Below are 18,788 nucleotides of genomic sequence, written 5' to 3'. Positions count from 1 at the left end.
GCCTGACGGCGCTTTTTTTTTACCTGACGGGTGACGGTATCGCAGTTTTGCACAAAAATCACAGCTGTACTATTATACAGGTCTGTCCGCATACTGAATGACGGCTAAATAATAACCGTTAAAACAATGAGTTGGCTATGACACAACAGACGCATTACTGGGTCAATGGTGTAGCGCAGCACACTATTGCGATTTCTGATCGCAGTGTGCAGTTTGGTGACGGCTGTTTTACCACGATGCGCATTGTCAACAGCAAACCGTCTCTGCTGTCACGCCATCTGCACCGGCTCCGCAGTGGTTGTGCCGGGCTGGGGCTGACGCCGCCGGATGATGCAAGGCTGACTCAGTGGATAATGCAGGCCGCAGAGGGTGCAGCGGATGGTGTGCTGAAAGTGATTATTTCTGCCGGTGAGCAGGGGCGCGGTTACCTGCGTGCGGATGTACCGCCGGTAGTGATCCTGATCCGCTCCGCATATCCGGAAAGCTATCCGGCATTGCAGGATCGCGGGTTATCGGTGGTGAAAAGCCCGGTACCGTTGTCTGTCAATCCATATCTGGCGGGTATCAAACACCTGAACCGGCTGGAGCAGGTGCTGATCCGCCGTTATACGGCAGAACAGCAGGCCGATGAAGCCATTGTCTGTGATACTGACGGCATTCTGACCGAAGGATGCAGCGCCAATTTGTTCTGGCGCTGTGGTGATGACGTATTTACCCCGTCACTGAGAAAATGTGGCGTGGCAGGTGTGATGCGCGCACATATCATGGATGTGCTGAAAGGCAGCCGTTACCGCTGTTATGAAACCGAACGTTTTCCGCAGGTGCTGGCAAAAGCGGATGAAGTGATTATGTGCAATGCGCTGATGCCGGTCATGCCGGTCAATGATATCCGTGCGGATGCCCGTCATCACTGGCATTATACCTCCCGCTCACTCTTTACCTGGCTTTTGCCGCACTGTCCGGCAGCAATACCCTGATTGAACAGAGTTAATGACTGATGAAAAAAACACGGATTTTCCTTGTGACATTTTTGGTGCTGCTTGCGGTTGCGGGCGGCGTGGCGTACTGGCTTTATCATCAGGTGAACGCATTTTCCGGGCAAAAAATTTCTGTCACTGAAGAGACCATTTTCACCATTCCGCCGGGTACCGGTCGTGTGGCGCTGGAGAAAAAACTGGCGGAAAGCGGGATTATCCCGGAATCACATAATTATGACTGGCTGCTGCAACTGGAGCCGGAACTGGCAAAAATCAAAGCCGGTACTTACCGTCTGACACCGGATATGACGGTCAAAAGCATGCTGCAACTGTTTGTCAGCGGTAAAGAGGCGCAATTCAGTATCCGTTTTGTGGAAGGCAGTAAATTAGCGGACTGGCAGAAGATTCTGTCGGAAGCGCCTTACCTGAAACAGACCCTCGCGGATTTACCGGCGGATAAACTGACGGAGATGCTCGGCCTGCCTGCCGGGAGTCACCTCGAAGGGCGTTTTTATCCGGATACCTATCTTTATACCGCCGGAACGGAAGATACTCAAATCCTGAAACGGGCGCATCAGCAGATGGAAACCAAACTGGCGGCGGCATGGAAAACCCGTAACACCGACTTACCGTATGCCGATCCGTATGAAATGCTGATCATGGCCTCGCTGATTGAAAAAGAGACCGGCGTGGACGGCGAACGCAAAAAAGTGGCCTCGGTCTTTATGAACCGGCTGAAACTGAAAATGCGCCTGCAAACCGACCCGACGGTGATTTACGGCATGGGTGAGCGTTATCAGGGCACGATTTACCGCAGCGACCTGGCGCGGGCAACGCCGTATAATACCTATCAGATTGACGGCATGCCGCCGACGCCAATCGCCATGCCGGGCAGTGCCTCGCTGGATGCGGCAGCCAGACCGGACACCACCGGTTACCTTTACTTTGTCGCGGACGGCAAAGGCGGACATGTATTTACCACGAATCTGCGGGATCACAACCGGGCGGTTGCAGATTACCGTAGCGGATTAAAAAAACAATGACAGGCAAATTTATAGTAATTGAAGGACTTGAAGGTGCCGGGAAAACCACGGCACGTCAGGTGATTGTTGATACACTGCATGAAAACGGCATCACAGATCTGATCTATACCCGCGAACCGGGCGGCACGCCGCTGGCAGAAAAATTGCGTACGCTGATTAAAGATGGGATCGACGGCGAAACGGTTACTGATAAAGCAGAAGTGCTGATGTTATACGCTGCCCGTATTCAGCTGGTCGATAATGTGATCAAACCGGCACTGGCGCGCGGACAATGGGTGATCGGCGATCGCCATGATCTCTCCTCTCAGGCTTATCAGGGCGGCGGACGCGGTATTGATCGCCAACTGATGGCGTCACTGCGTGATACCGTACTGGGGGATTTTTATCCTGATTTTACCCTGTATCTTGATCTGCCGCCGGAAACCGGCCTGGCCCGTGCCCGCAGCCGGGGCGAACTGGACAGAATCGAACAGGAATCACTGGATTTCTTCCGCCGCACCCGATCCCGTTATCTGGAGCTGGCAGAGTCCGATCCGCGCATTGTGACCATTGATGCTTCGCAATCAATGGATAATGTTCATCAATCAATCCGCTCTGCCATACTGAACTGGCTGGCACAGCAGAAAGAGGCGTAATGAACTGGTATCCGTGGCTTAATCCTGTTTACCGTCAGCTGGCAACCGCGTGGTTGTCCGGTCAGGGACACCATGCTCTGCTGCTGTACGGCATTTCCGGCACCGGTACCGACGAGCTGGCCTATGCCCTGACACGACTGCGGATGTGTCAGCAGCCGCAGGGCATCAAAAGCTGCGGGGAGTGCCACAGCTGTAAACTGATGCTGGCAGGCACGCATCCGGATTTTTATCTGCTGCAGCCGGAAAAAGGCAAATCCGCCATCGGGATTGATGCGGTGCGGGCCGTGACAGAAAAATTGTACGATCATGCCCAGCAAGGGGGAGCCAAACTGGTGCATATTCCGCAGGCGGAACTGCTGACCGAAGCGGCTGCCAACGCCTTGCTGAAAACCCTGGAAGAGCCGACAGAGAATACCTGGTTTGTGTTACAAAGCCGGGGGGCGGAGCAGTTGCTGCCGACACTGCGCAGCCGTTGTTTTGCTTATCATCTGGCTCCGCCGTCAGCGGATACCGGGGGGCAGTGGTTGCAGCGCGAATATCCGCAGTCTGATGCGGTGTCGCGGCAGACGGCGCTGAATCTTTGTCACAATGCCCCGGCGGCGGCATTGTCACTGCTGACCACCGCTGACTGGCAGAATCGCCTGAACCTGTTTACGCAACTGGCCGCGTCCGTACGCAGCGGAGACTTTTTATCGCTGTTATCTGAACTGAATCATCAGGATGCGGAAAAACGCATCAGCTGGCTGACGACTCTGTTTATGGATGCGGTAAAATATCAGCAGAATATGGCACCTGCCTGTCTGAATCAGGATCAGTCTGCGCTTGTTGCACAACTGGCAACGCATTACAGCAGCGCACACTTACTGAATGCAGCGGAAAGCTGGCTGACCTGCCGCCACCGGTTGATGACCATCACCGGTGTGAATCAGGAACTGCTGCTGACAGAACAATTATTACACCAGGAAACCCTGTTTTCTGCATCACCTAATTTAAGATAATGAGTTAATTATGTTTTTAGTCGATTCCCATTGCCACCTCGATTGCCTGGATTATGAAAAAAAGCATGAAAGTGTGGACGATGTTATGCAAAAGGCCGCGCAGCGTGATGTGAAATACGCGCTGGCGGTGGCGACCACCCTGCCGGGTTACACCAAAATGCGTGAGCTGATTGGCGAGCGCCCGGATGTGGCCTTTTCCTGCGGTATTCATCCGCTGAATCTGGATGAACCGTATGATTTCACTCAGCTGCGCGCAATGGCAGCGGACAGCCGCGTGGTGGCACTCGGTGAAACCGGGCTGGATTACTACTACCAGAAAGAAAATGCCGCGCTTCAGCGTGATGTTTTCCGCGAGCATATCCGTATCGGACGTGAGCTGAATAAACCGGTGATTGTCCATACCCGCGATGCCCGTGAAGATACCCTGGCGATTATCCGTGAAGAGCAGGCCGGGGAGTGCGGCGGCGTGTTACACTGCTTTACCGAAGACAAAGAGACGGCCTCAGCGCTGCTGGATGAAGGTTTTTATATCTCCTTTTCCGGTATTCTGACTTTCCGCAATGCCGAGCAGATCCGCGAAGCCGCCCGTATTGTACCGCTGGATCGCATTCTGGTGGAAACCGACTCGCCGTATCTGGCCCCGGTACCGTTTCGCGGTAAAGAGAACCAGCCCGCGTATGTGCGTGATGTGGCGGAGTATATGGCGGTATTAAAAGGGGTGAGCGTTGAGGCGCTTGCTGAGATCACCACTGACAATTTCTGCCGTCTGTTTCAGGTGTCTGTCCGGTAAATCCGCACACATCTGTCAGGCTGATTAATTACAGGAGCAGGTTATGGCCGAAGAAACTATTTTTAGTAAAATTATTCGTCGTGAAATTCCGTCTGATATCGTCTATCAGGATGACAGCGTGACAGCGTTCCGGGATATTTCCCCGCAGGCACCGACACATATTCTGATTATTCCTAACCATCTTATTCCTACCGTGAATGATGTCACACCGGAAGATGAACAGGTTCTGGGTCATATGATCACGGTTGCGGCTAAAATCGCACAGCAGGAAGGTATTGCTGATGACGGCTACCGCCTGATCATGAACTGCAACCGCCATGGCGGACAGGAAGTGTTCCATATTCATATGCATCTGGTCGGCGGCCATCATCTGGGGCCGATGCTGGCGAAATAACCGGCGGACAGGAGAACAGTGATGAAACGTCTTTTATGTGTGATAGCGTCAGTCTGGCTGCTCGCCGGGTGTCCTTCAACGGCGCCGGTAACACCTCCGGTACCGGTGGGTACCGTAACGCCGCCGCCGGATACCACACTGCCGCCGCTGCCGCCGCCGGATACGGTACCGGTTCCGCCGAAAATGAAAAAAATCGAGTGGGAACAGAGTATTACACCACTGGTTAATCAGATGGTTCACAGCGACGGCGTGAATCAGGGCAGCACGCTGCTGGTGAATAAAGTCGGTAATAAAACCAACAGCAGTCTGCAAACCAGCGTTGCGACCGGTGCGCTGATGAATACCATCGGAAAAACCGGGGTACTGAATGTGATCCCGGCCGGTGCGGTCAGCAGTGCTATGTCGGTGCTGGGCATGGGAGATAACGACACACTGACCCTGCGCAGTAAAGCGATTGGTCTGGCGCGTTATCTGAATGCCGACTATGTACTGTACAGTGTGGTGACCGGTACCCGTGAGGCCCGTCAGATGGAGATGCAGCTGATGTCTGTCAGCAGCGGTGAAATCATCTGGTCCGGTAAGGGTGCGGTGCTTGAGCAGTAACCGCGCGTTACTGTTATGCCTCGCTGAACACTTTCCCGCACTGCCTGCCGGCGGCTGGACAATCCGTCCGCTGAACGGGCTGACGCGGGAAAGTGTCAGTATTGAACAAAAAGGTGTGTCTCTGATTGGCAGAGCACAGACCATGCACAGTGCGGATATCGGTGTCAGCCGTCAGAAAGAGGCGCGGATCCTGTACCGTCTGCGTGACAGCGGCCTTGCCCCGTGCGTGGCCGGGTTCAGCCACGGCTGGCTGCTTTTGTACCGGGTGGAGGGGGAAACACTGCCGCCGGAACAGATACAGCAACCGCGCTTTATCCCGCAACTGGCGGCGCTGGTCAGCAATCTGCATAACCAGCCGCTTACCGGGTATCGTCTGCCGCTCAAAGCGCAGGCAGAACGCCATTTTCACCTGACCGACAAACGCCGCCGCACCCCGCAGCTGTTGCGTATCCATCGTCACTTTATGCGCGAAGCAGAGCCTCAGCCGCTGAAACTGGCACCCGCACATATGGATATCCACCCCGGTAATATCGTGACGGCAGCGGGGGAGCTGCATCTGATTGACTGGGAATATGCTGCTGACACGGATATCGGTCTGTCTCTCGCCACACTTTTTCGTGCCAATCACTGGTCATTGACGTTAATTCACACTTTTCTGCGTTATTATTCTGCTTATCACTGTCCGCAGCGCGTACTGGCGCAGACCTGCCGCTGGCAGGCACGGGCAGATTATATGATGGTTATGTGGTTTGAGAGCCGCTGGGGACAAACCGGCGACCCGCAGTTTCTGCAATACCCGGCCGCGCTGAAAGCCGCCGCCGGGCTCAGGTAAATATAACGAGGTGTCACTATGGGTCCTGTAATGTTAGATGTCGAAGGGTATGAGCTGGACAGCGAAGAGCGCGAGATCCTGCGCCACCCTTCAGTCGGGGGAGTGATTCTCTTTACCCGTAATTTCCATGACACGGCACAGCTGCGCGAACTGACGCGGCAGATCCGTGAAGCTACCCGCGACAACCGGGTTGTGATTGCGGTTGACCAGGAGGGCGGTCGTGTCCAGCGCTTTAAAGACGGCTTTACCCGTCTGCCGGCGGCACAGTCTTTTGCCCTGTTTAATGACCTGCTCACCGGCTCTGCGCTGGCGGAAGAGGCGGGCTGGCTGATGGCAGCGGAAATGATTGCCATGGATATTGATATCAGTTTCGCGCCGGTGCTGGATCTGGGACACGGCAGTGCGGCTATCGGCTCACGCGCTTTCCACGAGGACGGCGACATTGCGGCGCAGATGGCGGAGCGCTTTGTGCGCGGTATGCGCAGCGCCGGGATGTCGAGCACCGGTAAACACTTCCCGGGACACGGCGCGGTCAGTGCGGATTCCCATAAAGAAACGCCGCGTGATGAACGCGACCCGGCGGTGATCCGCGGTAAAGACATGGCGATTTTCCGTGAATTTATCCAGCGTGGTCTGCTTGATGCAGTGATGCCCGCACATGTGATTTACACGCAGATTGATGATCGTCCGGCGAGCGGTTCCTCTTACTGGCTGAAATCGGTACTGCGTCAGCAGCTCGGGTTTGACGGGGTGATTTTCTCCGATGACCTGTCAATGGAAGGCGCGGCGGTGATGGGCGGCTATGCGGAGCGTGGTCAGGCATCACTGGATGCGGGCTGCGATATGATCCTGGTCTGTAATAACCGTAAAGGTGCTGTGACTATCCTTGATAATTTGCCTGTTATCACGGCACAACGTATTGATAAGTTGTATCATCGGGGTAAAGGTTATGATCTGGCTGAACTGCAGCGCAGCGAGCGCTGGCAGCAGGCGAACAAAACCCTATCCGTATTACACGAACAATGGCAGGAGCGAGCATGATTATTTATCTTCATGGATTTGATTCAACCAGCCCGGGCAATCATGAAAAAGTGATGCAGCTGAAATTTGCGGACCCGGATGTCCGTTTTATCAGTTACAGCACACTGCATCCGCGTTATGACATGAAATATCTGCTGACTGAAGTGGATAAAGCGGTAAAACAGAGCGAAGGACCGGCCATTGTGCTGGGCGTGGGTCTGGGGGGCTTCTGGGCTGAACGTGTCGGCTATCTGTGCGGGATCCGCCAGGTGATGGTGAACCCGAACCTGTTCCCGTATGAAAATATGGAAGGTAAAATCGACCGCCCTGAAGAGTATCTGGATATCATGACCAAGTGTATCTCGGATTTCCGCGAACTGAACCGGCAGAACTGCCTGGTGCTGTTGTCCCGCAATGATGAGGCGCTGGATAACCAGCGTGCGCATGACACGCTGTCGCCGTACTATCAGGTCATCTGGGATGAAGAACAGACCCATAAGTTTAAGGATCTGTCCCGTCATCTGCAGGAAATCAAAGGGTTTAAAACCGCGTTTAAAAAAGCCTGATAACACCGCCTCTCTGTAAAACAGCCGCGCCTGCTGAAGGCGCGGTATTTTTCCCCTGCAACTGAAGCGATTCCTGTCTCAAATCTGCCTTTCCTGTGATCCTTCTCTTACGTATCGTTCCGGTCATTGCGTTATATCAATAACTTTCCTTTGCTGAATCAGCAAGATAACTGGCTTTTATTATCCGCTGCGCTGAGAAGTTAATCCGGTGATTAAAGAAAGCATCAGAGGTAAACCAAAAGTAAAATTATTTTGCTAAATTTAAAATAATGTTTGCATTTTCCCGCCGGATTACCCAAAATTTGATTATGATCAAATATGGTATGACCAAATTACCTGTTGTGGTATACCATGGTGTGACACGATTCAGTTTTATCTGATGTTATCTCACTGTTTTTTATGAAGAGCCCTGAGATAACGTTAGATTATTTTTCAGAGGATGTTATGACTACACCGAATACGAAGATTGTGATTATCGGCGGTGGCGCAGGCGGGCTGGAACTGGCAACGCAACTCGGCCACAAATTAGGTAAGAAGAAAAAAGCGGAAATCACACTGGTCGATCGCAACAGCAGCCACCTGTGGAAACCGTTGTTACACGAAGTGGCGACCGGTTCTCTGGATGACGGCGTGGATGCCCTGAGCTACCTGGCGCATGCCCGCAATCACTATTTCAATTTCCAGCTGGGTTCGATGACCGGTCTGGATCGTGACAGCAAAAACATTACCCTGGCGGAAATCCGTGACAACAACGGTGATCTGCTGGTGCCGGAGCGTAACCTGGATTATGACATCCTGGTGATGGCTCTGGGCAGCACCTCCAACGATTTCGGTACCCCGGGGATCAAAGAAAACTGTATCTTCCTCGACAGTCCGTCACAGGCGAACCGCTTCCATAATGAGATGCTGAACCTGTTCCTGAAATACTCCGCCAGCCACGGCGAAGGCGACAAAGTCAATATCGCTATTGTCGGCGGCGGGGCGACCGGGGTGGAGCTGTCAGCGGAACTGTATAATGCCGTTGAACAGCTTCACAGCTACGGTTTTAAGGGTCTGAATACCGATGCGCTGAATGTGACGCTGGTGGAGGCGGGTGAGCGTATTCTGCCTGCACTGCCGCCGAAAATTGCCGGTGCCGCACATCAGGAGCTCACCAAACTGGGTGTGCGTGTGATGACGCAGACCATGGTCACCAGTGCCGATGAATCCGGTCTGAACACCAAAGACGGCGAGCATATCACCGCAAGCCTGATGGTCTGGGCGGCTGGTATCAAGGCTCCGGATTTCCTGAAAGAGATTGGCGGGCTGGAAACCAACCGTATTAATCAGCTGATGGTCAAACCAACACTCCAGACCACCCGTGATGACGCAATTTTCGCTATCGGTGACTGCTCTTCCTGCCCGAAAAAAGAGGGCGGATTTGTTCCGCCGCGTGCGCAGTCAGCACACCAGATGGCAACCCGCTGTTATCACAACATCCTTGCGGTACTCAACGATAAGCCGCTGAAGGATTATGTGTTCAAAGATCACGGTTCACTGGTTTCTCTCTCCCGGTTCAGTACAGTCGGCAGCCTGATGGGTAACCTGATGCGCGGCAATATGATGATTGAAGGACGTATTGCCCGTGTGATGTATATTTCGCTGTATCGTATGCATCAGATTGCGCTGCACGGTTATATTAAAACCGGGCTGATGATGCTGGTTGGTGGTATAAACCGGATTATCCGTCCGCGGCTGAAATTACATTAATTGATCTCCTCCGATAATGACGCCTCAGGGCGTCATTTTTTTATAATAATAAACCCTGCTGAAAGCAGGAAAACAGATATTGCACGAATTTGATGTAAAACCGGAAAATGTATTATTCAGCAGCGATTTGGTATCATCACTAACAGATAATTCCGGTGGTAATGCACAAAATAAGGCAGATACTGCTCTTTATTCATTATTTTTGATCGTTGTCAGTACACATACAGTCAGGTTGAATTAATAAATTACAGGGACAGAATTTTTGTTTCATCATTATTATTTAACTTTTATTTAGCGGTGCTGTGGGAATATAGTCCGGTAAGATTAAATGTTAAAAATAAACCGGTCACGGATAGGAATAATCCTAATTATCACCGCTGGATATTTATATAATTTGACAATGAATAAAATTGAACGGAAACCATTATCACGAATAACAGTCACAGGACTTATTCTTCTTTTTGTTATTTTTGTGATAATTATTTCTTTTGCTGTGACAAAGAATAAGCATCCTGCTGTTGCTGAGGTTCTTTCATCTGAACCTATCATGGCAACGGTGCCGGTGCGTCATGAATACTGTGACCTGACAGCGATGCCTGGCCCGTATAAAAGAGACCTTCTGGATATCGTCCATCCGACAGAACAGGTCTGTACCCCGTATCTGCTGTATGAAACCCTGCTGCACGCACCAAAGGTGTACGGCGGCCCGACATACCGCGCCTGCACCATGGCTTACACCTATGAGCACCGGATTGTGGGCTATGATGTGGTGTATAAAATCAAAGATACCGTCGGCAGAGTGAGAATCAATTATAATCCCGGTGATGTCATGCCGGTGGATAACACCGGGCGGCTGATCATTTTACCCGAACTGAATAGCGTGAAATAAAGTGCGTTGCGGACAAAAAAAAGAAAATACCGGTTTACGCGGCAAACCGGTATTTACCACTTTTTATTTAAAGTAACCGGAAATTAAACCCAGCCTTTCTGACGAAACTGTTTTAATACCGTCACAAATTGCTGCATTTCTTCCGGTGTACCTAATGTCAGGCGACTCCAGCCGGTTACCGGCGGAAATTCACGGCCGACCATAATATGATTCTCTTTCATCCGTTGCTGATAGGTTTTTACATCCCCACTGACTTTATGGAAGATAAAATTAGCCTGTGAGGGGGCATAAGGCAGATTTAATTCTTTCAGTGCCGCTGCCACAATTTCCCGTGATACATCCGTTGAATGACGGCTGTAATCAATAAACGGTTTATCATTCAGGGATGCGAGAGCGGAAACGGCACCCGCTATATTAGTATTATCGATAGAATTGAAGTTATTTATCTGCTCTGTCACTGCCGGCAGCGAAATACCGTAACCGACACGAAGCCCGGCCAGGGCAAATATTTTCGAGAAAGTCCGCGTCACGATAATATTGGATTTTCCGGCAGCCACCCATTCAACCGCACTTTTAAATTGCGGATCAGACACAAATTCCGCATACGCCTCATCAATAATAAAATTCTGCTGCGGTGGTGCCTGGTTTACCCACTGTGCGAGTTGTGATGCCGGGGTGATCATGGCAGTCGGGTTATTCGGGTTACAGATATAGATAACGGAATGACCGGCAAAGTTATCCGCAATCGCCTGCATGGCCGCGAGATCGAAAGAGAGATCGGCTTTCAGCGGTACTTTGACAATATTCACGCCCAGCGGCTCAGCATACAGTTCGGCATAATTGAATGTCGGATCCGGCACAATCAGCTGCACCGGCTGCTGTTTTTTCTGCGCATCCGCCACCAGCATCTGCACAGCCGCCTGAATGGTTTCCGAGGAACCATTCCCGAGGCTGATGTGCGCCGGTGTCAGTGAGAAGTGTGCGGCAATCTGCTCAATCAGCGCTTCGCGGGCAGCATCCGGATAGCGGAATGCGCCGGGAAGGGCATCAATAATCGCCTGGCGGGCTTTCGGCGACATCCCCAGTGAGTTTTCATTGAAGTTCAGCAGCAGCGGATTTTCTGCACTGAGCGGTGCGGCGTTAACAGCGGGAGAAACGGTATCCGTGGCGGCATGACCGGTGCTGATCAGAGAAGCAGCCGTTAAGCCACCGAATGCGATCCCTGTTGATTTCAGAAACGAACGACGATCCATAGTATTTACCCTGTTGTTGTCATTATATTTTGGTAAATACTAACCGAACTAATAATCACCTTGCAAATTAATATTCACAATAAATGGATTTTTATTCATTTTAAGGTGCCGGGCGAAACCGGCACCTGACAGAGAGGATGTTGTACGTTATACCGGATGAGCGGCAAACGCGGTCAGTAAATCGGCGACAAACTCAATACGTTTGCTGCGGTCGGTCAGGTCACAGATAAACTTCAGTTTTGACGGGCCGTCCAGCCGGTACTGTTTCGGGTTATTTTGCAGCAGCCCGATAAGATACGCCGGATCGACATGGTTTTTCTCACTGAACTCGATAAAACCGCCTTTCTCCTGGGCCTCAATCCGGCGGATCCCCAGCGCCTGTGCCTGCAGGCGCAGACCCGCCGCTGCCAGCAGGTAACGACCGGCATCCGGCAGCAGACCGAAGCGGTCAATCAGCTCAATTTTCAGCCCGGTCAGTTCGGTATCGCTGCGCGCGCTGGCAATCCGTTTGTAGAAGGAGAGGCGCATGCTGACATCCGGCAGGTAATCTTCCGGCAGCAGGGCTGGCATACGCAGCTCCACTTCGGTCTGGCTTTGGGTAAGGTCTTCCAGTGACGGCTCTTTGCCGCTTTTCAGGGAATCGACCGCACTTTCCAGCATTTCCATATAGAGGGTGAAACCCACGCTGGCCATCTGACCGCTCTGGTCTTCGCCCAGCAGTTCACCCGCACCACGGATTTCCAGGTCATGCGTGGCGAGAGCAAATCCGGCCCCCAGGTCTTCCAGAGAGGCAATTGCTTCCAGGCGTTTATGGGCATCGGTGGTCATGGCTTTCGGGTGCGGGGTGAGCAGATAGGCATAAGCCTGATGATGCGAACGCCCGACACGACCACGCAGCTGATGCAATTGTGCCAGCCCGAAATGATCGGCCCGTTCGATGATAATGGTATTGGCGCTGGGAATATCGATACCGGTTTCAATAATCGTGGTACATACCAGCACATTAAAACGCTGATGATGGAAGTCAGTCATGACCCGTTCAAGCTCGCGTTCACGCATCTGTCCGTGGCCGACGGCCACACGGGCTTCCGGCACCAGTTCCGCAATACGATCGCGGGCTTTTTCAATGTTTTCCACATCATTGTAGAGATAATAGACCTGACCGCCGCGCAGTACCTCACGCAGAATCGCTTCCCGCACCACCAGCTCATCATACTGGCGGACAAAGGTTTTCACCGCCAGCCGTCTTGCCGGCGGGGTGGCGATAATAGAAAGGTCCCGCATGCCGCTCATCGCCATATTCAGGGTACGCGGGATCGGGGTGGCGGTGAGGGTCAGGATATCCACATTGGCGCGCATCGCCTTGATGCGTTCTTTATGGCGGACACCAAAGCGGTGTTCTTCATCCACCACCAGCAGACCGAGATCATGCCAGTGTACATCACTCTGCAACAGCTTGTGCGTGCCGATGATGATATCCACTTTTCCTTCCCGGGTATCATCCAGCACCTGCTGCTGCTCTTTGGCGCTGCGGAAACGGGAGAGGACTTCAATCCGCACCGGCCAGTTGGCGAAACGGTCACGGAAATTATCATAGTGCTGCTGCGCCAGCAGGGTGGTCGGCACCAGCACAGCAACCTGTTTGTGGTTATGGACGGCGAGGAAGGCAGCCCGCATTGCGACCTCGGTTTTACCGAAACCGACATCACCGCACACCAGTCTGTCCATTGCCACCGGCTGACACATATCACTCAGCACCGCATTGATAGCCTGCTCCTGATCTGCGGTGGTTTCAAACGGGAAGGACTGGCAAAACTCGCGGTACTGTTCGCGATCATGCTTAAAGGCAAAGCCGGGTTTGACGGCCCGCTGTGCATAAATATCCAGTAACTGTGCCGCCACATCACGGACTTTTTCTGCCGCTTTCTGACGTGCTTTACTCCAGGCTTCGCCACCGAGTTTATGCAGCGGCGCGCTTTCATCCGCACCTCCGGCATAGCGGCTGATCAGATGCAGTGAGGAGACCGGCACATACAGTTTATCTTCTCCGGCGTAGGTGAGGATCAGGTATTCCGCCTTGATCCCTCCGGCTTCCAGCGTGGTTAATCCCTGATAGCGGCCGACACCGTGCTCCAGATGTACCACCGGCTGACCGGGGCGCAGCTCCGCGAGGTTGCGGATCAGGGTATCGGTATTAATGGTTCGGCGGGTGTCCTGACGGCGGCGCACCACGCGCTCGCCCAGCATATCGCTTTCGCAGATCAGAACACACTGACGCTCATTATCAACAAAACCGTGTTCGGCAGCACCGAGCATGACATAAATGCCCGGTACAGTTGCCTCCTGCAGGCTGCGGATTTCCGCCGGTTTGATTTTGATCCGCGCCAGCAGTTCCTGCACGCTTTCACGCCGTCCCTCACTTTCTACCGAGAAAATCACGGCAGCGTCGGTGCTTTCCAGGAAGCGGCGCAGCGGGTCAAGCGGGGATTTCAGTTGCGGATTGACTTTCAGATCCGGCAGTGCGGTATACCCGAGGTTGGTATTGGCGGCTTTGCGCGGCAGTTTGTCATTATTCAGCTGCATACGCGGCAGCGTTTTCATCTGCTGATTGAGTTCTTCCGGCGTCAGCCACAGTTGTGACGGCGGCAGTAACGGCCGCATCGGATCCACACCCCGGCTTTCAAAACGCTGTTGTACATCACGGCGGAAACGGTCGGCGGATTCCTGTAAATCCTGAGTCACCAGCAGCGTATTATCCGGCAGATAGTCAAACAGCGGTACCAGCGGCGCGGTGAAAAACAGTGGCTGCCAGTACTCGATACCGGCGGGCAGGGTACCTTTGCTGACCTGCTGATAAATATGCTCAGGGTCGCGGCGTACCTCAAAGATTTCCCGCCACTGACTGCGGAACAGCTCGATAGCGTCTTTATCCGTCGGGAATTCGTGAGCGGGCAGCAGATTGATCGCATTCACTTCATCGAGGGTGCGCTGGGTATCGACATCAAAGGTGCGCAGGCTGTCGATTTCATCATCAAAGAAATCAATCCGGAACGGCAGTTCGCTGCCCATCGGGAACAGATCCAGCAATGCTCCGCGAATGGCAAACTCGCCGTGCTCCAGCACCTGTTCGACACTGCGGTAACCGCCCTGAACCAGCTCTTCACGCAGCTTGTCTCGTGACAGTTTTTCCCCTTTTGCCATCACCAGGGCATGACTGGTGAGAAATTCAGGCGGACACACTTTCTGCATCAGTGTATTGACCGGCAGGATCAGGGCGCCTTTTTCCAGGGTTGGCAGACGGTACAAGGTGGATAACCGGTTGGAGATAATCTCCTGATGCGGCGAGAAGCTGTCATACGGCAGGGTTTCCCAGTCGGCAAGGGTTTCTGCCGGGAGTGCGGTAAACTGGCGGATTTCATCCCGCAGCCGCAGGGCATTCTGCATATCGCGGGTTACCAGGATGACGGGGCCGTCGTGTTGTTCAATTATCGACGCGGTTTCCACCGCACAGGCTGCGCCGGTCATTTCACCGAGCTGGCGGGTGTCTGCGGCACGGGCCGGGAGTTCATAGCGTGTTTTCAGCGGCATTCGGTTTTCCATCGGGCTGCGTGTTTCTGTCAGGTAACAAGGTTCTGCCATACCGGAGTGGCTTGTCCGGGCAATGAAAGGCCGCCGCGCTGCCGGTTCAGAGGTGGTCTGATACCGGCAACACGCTGACCGTCAATGAAAAAAAACTGCCGCAAACGGGCGGGAGTGGTTCCATTCATCAACCGGAGCCTTTATTATCCCTGAACACTTCGCTTTGGCAACAGGGGCGTTCAGATTTCATGTTTCAGTCTGTCTCATTTTTAATCGGTCTGCGTTACATGCGGGGACGCGGCACAGATCGCTTTGCCCGTTTTGTCTCGCTGCTTTCCGCCATCGGCATCACGCTGGGGGTGACAGCACTTATCACCGTGACATCCGTGATGAACGGTTTTGAACGCTCATTGCAGCAGAGTATCCTCGATTTTATGCCGCAGGCGGTGATTACCACCGGAAACGGCATGCTGGATCCGCAGACGCATCCGGTCTCACAATTAGCCGGGCTGCGTGATGTGGTAAAAACCGCCCCGATTGTCACCGGCGACGTCGTCCTGCAGAGCACCGGCAATGTGGGGATCGCCTCCGTGACCGGAATTGACCCGCAGGGGGATGAACCGCTGCTGGACTATCTGGTGAATACCCGGCCGTCCGAGCTGGCGGCAGGACAATACCATGTGGTGGTCGGCGAGGGCGTGGCTAAACGCATGGGGCTTAAGCGCGGGGATAGTGTCCGTATCCTGGTGCCGAATGTGTCACAGCTGACGCCGATGGGACGTATCCCGAGCCAGCGCCTGTTTACCGTGGCGGGCTTTTTCTCCTCCGGCAGTGAATCCGATAACACCCAGGTGCTGATGAATCAGGCGGATGCGGCGCGTCTGATGCGCTATCCGGCGGGTAATATTACCGGCTGGCGTCTCTATCTGTCACAGCCGTTACAGGTGGACAGCCTCAGTCAGCAGACATTGCCGGAAGGGCTGGTCTGGACTGACTGGCGCGTGCAGAAAGGCGAGTTTTTCCAGGCGGTGCGCATGGAGAAAAATATGATGGGGCTGCTGCTCAGCCTGATTATCGCCGTGGCCGCGTTTAATATCATTACCTCACTGGCGCTGTTGGTGATGGAAAAACAGACCGAAGTGGCCATCCTGAAAACCCTGGGAATGACACGCGGCAAAATTATGCTGATCTTTATGATTCAGGGCGCGGGAGCGGGGATCCTCGGCTCAGTAATCGGCGTTCTGCTGGGCACGCTGCTCTCTTCACAACTGAATATTCTGATGCCGCTGCTGGGGCTGATCCCGAAAGGAATCGCGCTGCCTACGGTGATTGAGCCGCTGCGCGTGATAACCATCGGCGCGGCAGCCATGCTTATCTCTTTATTATCCACACTCTGGCCTGCGTGGCGGGCGGCAGCGGTACAACCCGCGGAGGCTTTACGTTATGAGTGAGTTATTACTGGCATGTCGTCAGTTATGCAAATCCTATCATGAGGGCACAGTGGAAACTGATGTTCTGAAACAGGTCAATTTTGAACTCCGGCGCGGGGATATGCTGGCGATTGTCGGCAGTTCCGGTTCAGGGAAAAGTACGCTGCTGCATCTGCTCGGCGGGCTGGATTCCCCGACCTCCGGTGAGGTGATTTTCAACGGCACGGCACTTTCCGCCATGAGTCAAAACGCCCTGTCGGCGCTGCGCAATGAAGAAATGGGCTTTATTTATCAGTTCCACCATCTTCTGCCGGATTTCACGGCGGCGGAAAACGTGGCAATGCCGCTGCTGATTGGCGGTATGGCGCGGGATAAAGCACTGGCGAAGGCGGGAGAAATGCTGGAGCGGGTTGGTGTGGCGGCGCGCGCCCATCACCGCCCGTCTGAGCTCTCCGGCGGGGAACGTCAGCGGGTGGCGATTGCCCGTGCGCTGGTGAATAAGCCATCACTGGTGCTGGCGGATGAACCGACCGGTAACCTGGATCAGCGCAATGCGCAGAGCATTTTTGATTTGTTATCCGAACTGAATAAAACCCTCGGCACCGCCTTCCTGGTAGTTACCCATGACCTCGCTCTGGCGGCGAAAATGGGGCGGCAGATGGAAATGCGTGACGGTATTCTGAATGCACAGCCGGAGACGGCGCTATGAATGCACTACCGCTGTCATTACTGACTGCGCTGCGTTTCAGCAAAGGGCGGAAACGGGCGGGGATGGTCTCGCTGATTTCCGTTATTTCCACGCTGGGGATCACGCTCGGGGTGGCGGTACTGATTATCGGGCTGAGTGCCATGAACGGCTTCGAGCGTGAGCTGGAGAACCGGGTGCTTTCCGTGGTGCCGCAGGGGCAGATCTCTACCGTTGAACAGCCGTTTGATACCTGGGCGCAGAGCCTGCTGCGGATCAAAAATACCCCCGGTGTGGTGGCAGCCAGCCCGTATATTGAATTTACCGGACTGGCGGAAAAAGGCAGCAAATTACAGGCCATGCAGCTGATGGGGGTGGATCCGGTCACTCAGAAATCGGTAAGCGGGCTGCCGGCATTTGTCGCGGATAATGCCTGGGCGGATTTTCAGGCCGGGAAAAATCAGATAATCCTTGGTGACGGCGCGGCAAAATCCCTCGGTGTTGCGCAGGGCGACTGGCTTACTATCATGATCCCGAATCACGACAGCACGGAGCGCCTGTTACAGCCGAAGCGTATCCGGTTACAGGTCGCGGGGATTTTTCGCTTAAGCGGGATGCTGGATCACCGGCTGGCGCTGCTGCCGCTGGAAGATGCACAGCAGTATCTGGATTACGGTGAAGGTGTCACCGGGATCGAAATCCGCGTGGATAATGTTTTCAACGCCAATGATGTGGTGCTGCGGGCGGCGGAAGCCAGCCGTGAACATGTCTTCTATAAAAGCTGGATCAATGAATACGGCTATATGTACAGCGACATTCAGTTAGTGCGCAGTATTATGTATCTGGCCATGATTCTGGTGATTGGCGTGGCATGCTTCAATATCGTTTCCACCCTGATTATTGCAGTGAAAGATAAAAGTGGGGATATCGCCATTCTGCGCACCCTCGGGGCGAAAGACAGCCTGATCCGCGCCATTTTCCTCTGGTACGGATTGCTGACCGGCATGGTGGGCTGTATCAGCGGGGCAGTTCTCGGCACACTGGCAGCACTGAACCTGACACCGCTTATCCGCGGTATTGAATTCCTTATCGGGCACAAACTGTTGTCCGGTGATGTCTATTTTATTGATTTTCTGCCGTCGGAGCTGCGGCTGAGCGACCTGCTGTATGTGGTTCTGACCACCATTGTGCTGAGCCTGCTGGCAAGCTGGTATCCGGCGAGACGCGCCTGCCGCCTTGAACCGGCACGTATTCTGAGCGGGCAGTAAAGCCCGCAGGAATTGTAATGATTTTTGAATCCGAAGTGCGGATGCATTACCCTGAACGGAGACAATGATGAACAAAG

Annotated in this window: 19 protein-coding genes; 15 read left to right on the top strand and 4 right to left on the bottom strand. The window is 53.6% G+C overall.

The window, feature by feature from the left end:
* The first annotated feature begins 137 nt into the window (after positions 1-137).
* The 11 genes from pabC to ACF8OF_RS16365 all read left to right on the top strand — a co-directional run bounded on the left by pabC (position 138) and on the right by ACF8OF_RS16365 (position 9,607).
* Complete coding sequence (gene pabC / locus ACF8OF_RS16415) at positions 138-977, top strand: aminodeoxychorismate lyase (RefSeq protein ID WP_392497155.1); 840 nt, start codon at positions 138-140, stop codon at positions 975-977.
* 20 nt (positions 978-997) lie between these two features.
* Positions 998-2,020: an endolytic transglycosylase MltG gene (gene mltG / locus ACF8OF_RS16410; RefSeq protein ID WP_337152449.1), complete on the top strand. Its 1,023-nt coding sequence runs from the start codon at positions 998-1,000 to the stop codon at positions 2,018-2,020.
* Positions 2,017-2,655 carry a dTMP kinase gene (gene tmk, locus ACF8OF_RS16405; RefSeq protein ID WP_274370797.1) on the top strand — a complete coding sequence of 213 codons (639 nt, stop codon included), beginning with the start codon at positions 2,017-2,019 and terminating at the stop codon, positions 2,653-2,655. Before mltG ends, tmk begins: the two co-directional genes overlap by 4 nt.
* Complete coding sequence (gene holB, locus ACF8OF_RS16400) at positions 2,655-3,653, top strand: DNA polymerase III subunit delta' (protein ID WP_279798510.1); 999 nt, start codon at positions 2,655-2,657, stop codon at positions 3,651-3,653. Before tmk ends, holB begins: the two co-directional genes overlap by 1 nt.
* 10 nt (positions 3,654-3,663) lie before the next feature.
* Positions 3,664-4,443 carry a metal-dependent hydrolase gene (locus ACF8OF_RS16395; protein WP_279798512.1) on the top strand — a complete coding sequence of 260 codons (780 nt, stop codon included), beginning with the start codon at positions 3,664-3,666 and terminating at the stop codon, positions 4,441-4,443.
* A 43-nt stretch (positions 4,444-4,486) separates the two neighbouring features.
* Entirely contained in the window at positions 4,487-4,837 is a 351-nt protein-coding gene (gene hinT, locus ACF8OF_RS16390) for a purine nucleoside phosphoramidase (protein ID WP_004238084.1), read from the top strand.
* A 21-nt stretch (positions 4,838-4,858) separates the two neighbouring features.
* A complete protein-coding gene (gene lpoB / locus ACF8OF_RS16385; protein WP_279798515.1) occupies positions 4,859-5,440 on the top strand; it encodes a penicillin-binding protein activator LpoB in 582 nt (193 codons plus the stop codon).
* Positions 5,430-6,272: a hypothetical protein gene (locus ACF8OF_RS16380; RefSeq protein WP_392497154.1), complete on the top strand. Its 843-nt coding sequence runs from the start codon at positions 5,430-5,432 to the stop codon at positions 6,270-6,272. Before lpoB ends, ACF8OF_RS16380 begins: the two co-directional genes overlap by 11 nt.
* Positions 6,273-6,290: 18 nt before the next feature.
* Positions 6,291-7,313, top strand: a complete 1,023-nt coding sequence (gene nagZ / locus ACF8OF_RS16375) for a beta-N-acetylhexosaminidase (RefSeq protein WP_262882438.1) — start codon at positions 6,291-6,293, stop codon at positions 7,311-7,313.
* Positions 7,310-7,858, top strand: coding sequence for an alpha/beta hydrolase YcfP (gene ycfP, locus ACF8OF_RS16370; RefSeq protein ID WP_004238088.1), 549 nt, complete (start codon positions 7,310-7,312; stop codon positions 7,856-7,858). The genes nagZ and ycfP overlap by 4 nt, the downstream gene beginning before the upstream one ends.
* A 444-nt stretch (positions 7,859-8,302) precedes the next feature.
* Positions 8,303-9,607 (top strand): NAD(P)/FAD-dependent oxidoreductase, encoded by a 1,305-nt coding sequence (locus ACF8OF_RS16365; RefSeq protein ID WP_072870469.1) that lies wholly within the window; start codon positions 8,303-8,305, stop codon positions 9,605-9,607.
* A gap of 324 nt (positions 9,608-9,931) precedes the next feature.
* On the opposite strand, the gene ACF8OF_RS16360 is transcribed toward ACF8OF_RS16365, so the two are convergent.
* On the bottom strand, positions 9,932-10,156 hold the full coding sequence (locus tag ACF8OF_RS16360) for a hypothetical protein (protein WP_262859804.1): 225 nt from the start codon (positions 10,154-10,156) through the stop codon (positions 9,932-9,934).
* On the opposite strand from ACF8OF_RS16360, the gene umoD reads away from it, so the two are divergent.
* Positions 10,080-10,496: a UmoD family flagellar biogenesis regulator gene (umoD, locus tag ACF8OF_RS16355; protein ID WP_279798523.1), complete on the top strand. Its 417-nt coding sequence runs from the start codon at positions 10,080-10,082 to the stop codon at positions 10,494-10,496. The genes ACF8OF_RS16360 and umoD overlap by 77 nt on opposite strands.
* Before the next feature lie 83 nt (positions 10,497-10,579).
* On the opposite strand, the gene ACF8OF_RS16350 is transcribed toward umoD, so the two are convergent.
* The 3 genes from ACF8OF_RS16350 to ACF8OF_RS16340 all read right to left on the bottom strand — a co-directional run bounded on the left by ACF8OF_RS16350 (position 10,580) and on the right by ACF8OF_RS16340 (position 15,516).
* Positions 10,580-11,749, bottom strand: a complete 1,170-nt coding sequence (locus tag ACF8OF_RS16350; RefSeq protein ID WP_392497153.1) for a pyridoxal phosphate-dependent aminotransferase — start codon at positions 11,747-11,749, stop codon at positions 10,580-10,582.
* A 147-nt stretch (positions 11,750-11,896) separates the two neighbouring features.
* Complete coding sequence (gene mfd / locus ACF8OF_RS16345; RefSeq protein WP_392497361.1) at positions 11,897-15,337, bottom strand: transcription-repair coupling factor; 3,441 nt, start codon at positions 15,335-15,337, stop codon at positions 11,897-11,899.
* A 29-nt stretch (positions 15,338-15,366) separates the two neighbouring features.
* Positions 15,367-15,516 carry a hypothetical protein gene (locus ACF8OF_RS16340; RefSeq protein WP_392497152.1) on the bottom strand — a complete coding sequence of 50 codons (150 nt, stop codon included), beginning with the start codon at positions 15,514-15,516 and terminating at the stop codon, positions 15,367-15,369.
* 60 nt (positions 15,517-15,576) lie between these two features.
* On the opposite strand from ACF8OF_RS16340, the gene lolC reads away from it, so the two are divergent.
* Genes lolC through lolE form a run of 3 tightly spaced genes read left to right on the top strand, consistent with a single transcriptional unit; the run spans position 15,577 to position 18,711 of the window.
* Complete coding sequence (gene lolC / locus ACF8OF_RS16335) at positions 15,577-16,779, top strand: lipoprotein-releasing ABC transporter permease subunit LolC (RefSeq protein ID WP_279798529.1); 1,203 nt, start codon at positions 15,577-15,579, stop codon at positions 16,777-16,779.
* Positions 16,772-17,467 (top strand): lipoprotein-releasing ABC transporter ATP-binding protein LolD, encoded by a 696-nt coding sequence (gene lolD, locus ACF8OF_RS16330; protein WP_279798532.1) that lies wholly within the window; start codon positions 16,772-16,774, stop codon positions 17,465-17,467. Before lolC ends, lolD begins: the two co-directional genes overlap by 8 nt.
* Complete coding sequence (gene lolE / locus ACF8OF_RS16325) at positions 17,464-18,711, top strand: lipoprotein-releasing ABC transporter permease subunit LolE (RefSeq protein WP_279798534.1); 1,248 nt, start codon at positions 17,464-17,466, stop codon at positions 18,709-18,711. The genes lolD and lolE overlap by 4 nt, the downstream gene beginning before the upstream one ends.
* The last annotated feature ends 77 nt before the right edge of the window (positions 18,712-18,788 follow it).

Origin of the sequence: Morganella sp. TYF_1 (assembly GCF_043105645.1) — a bacterium.
Lineage (GTDB): Bacteria > Pseudomonadota > Gammaproteobacteria > Enterobacterales > Enterobacteriaceae > Morganella > Morganella morganii_B.
This window is presented reverse-complemented; position numbering and strand designations above follow the sequence as displayed.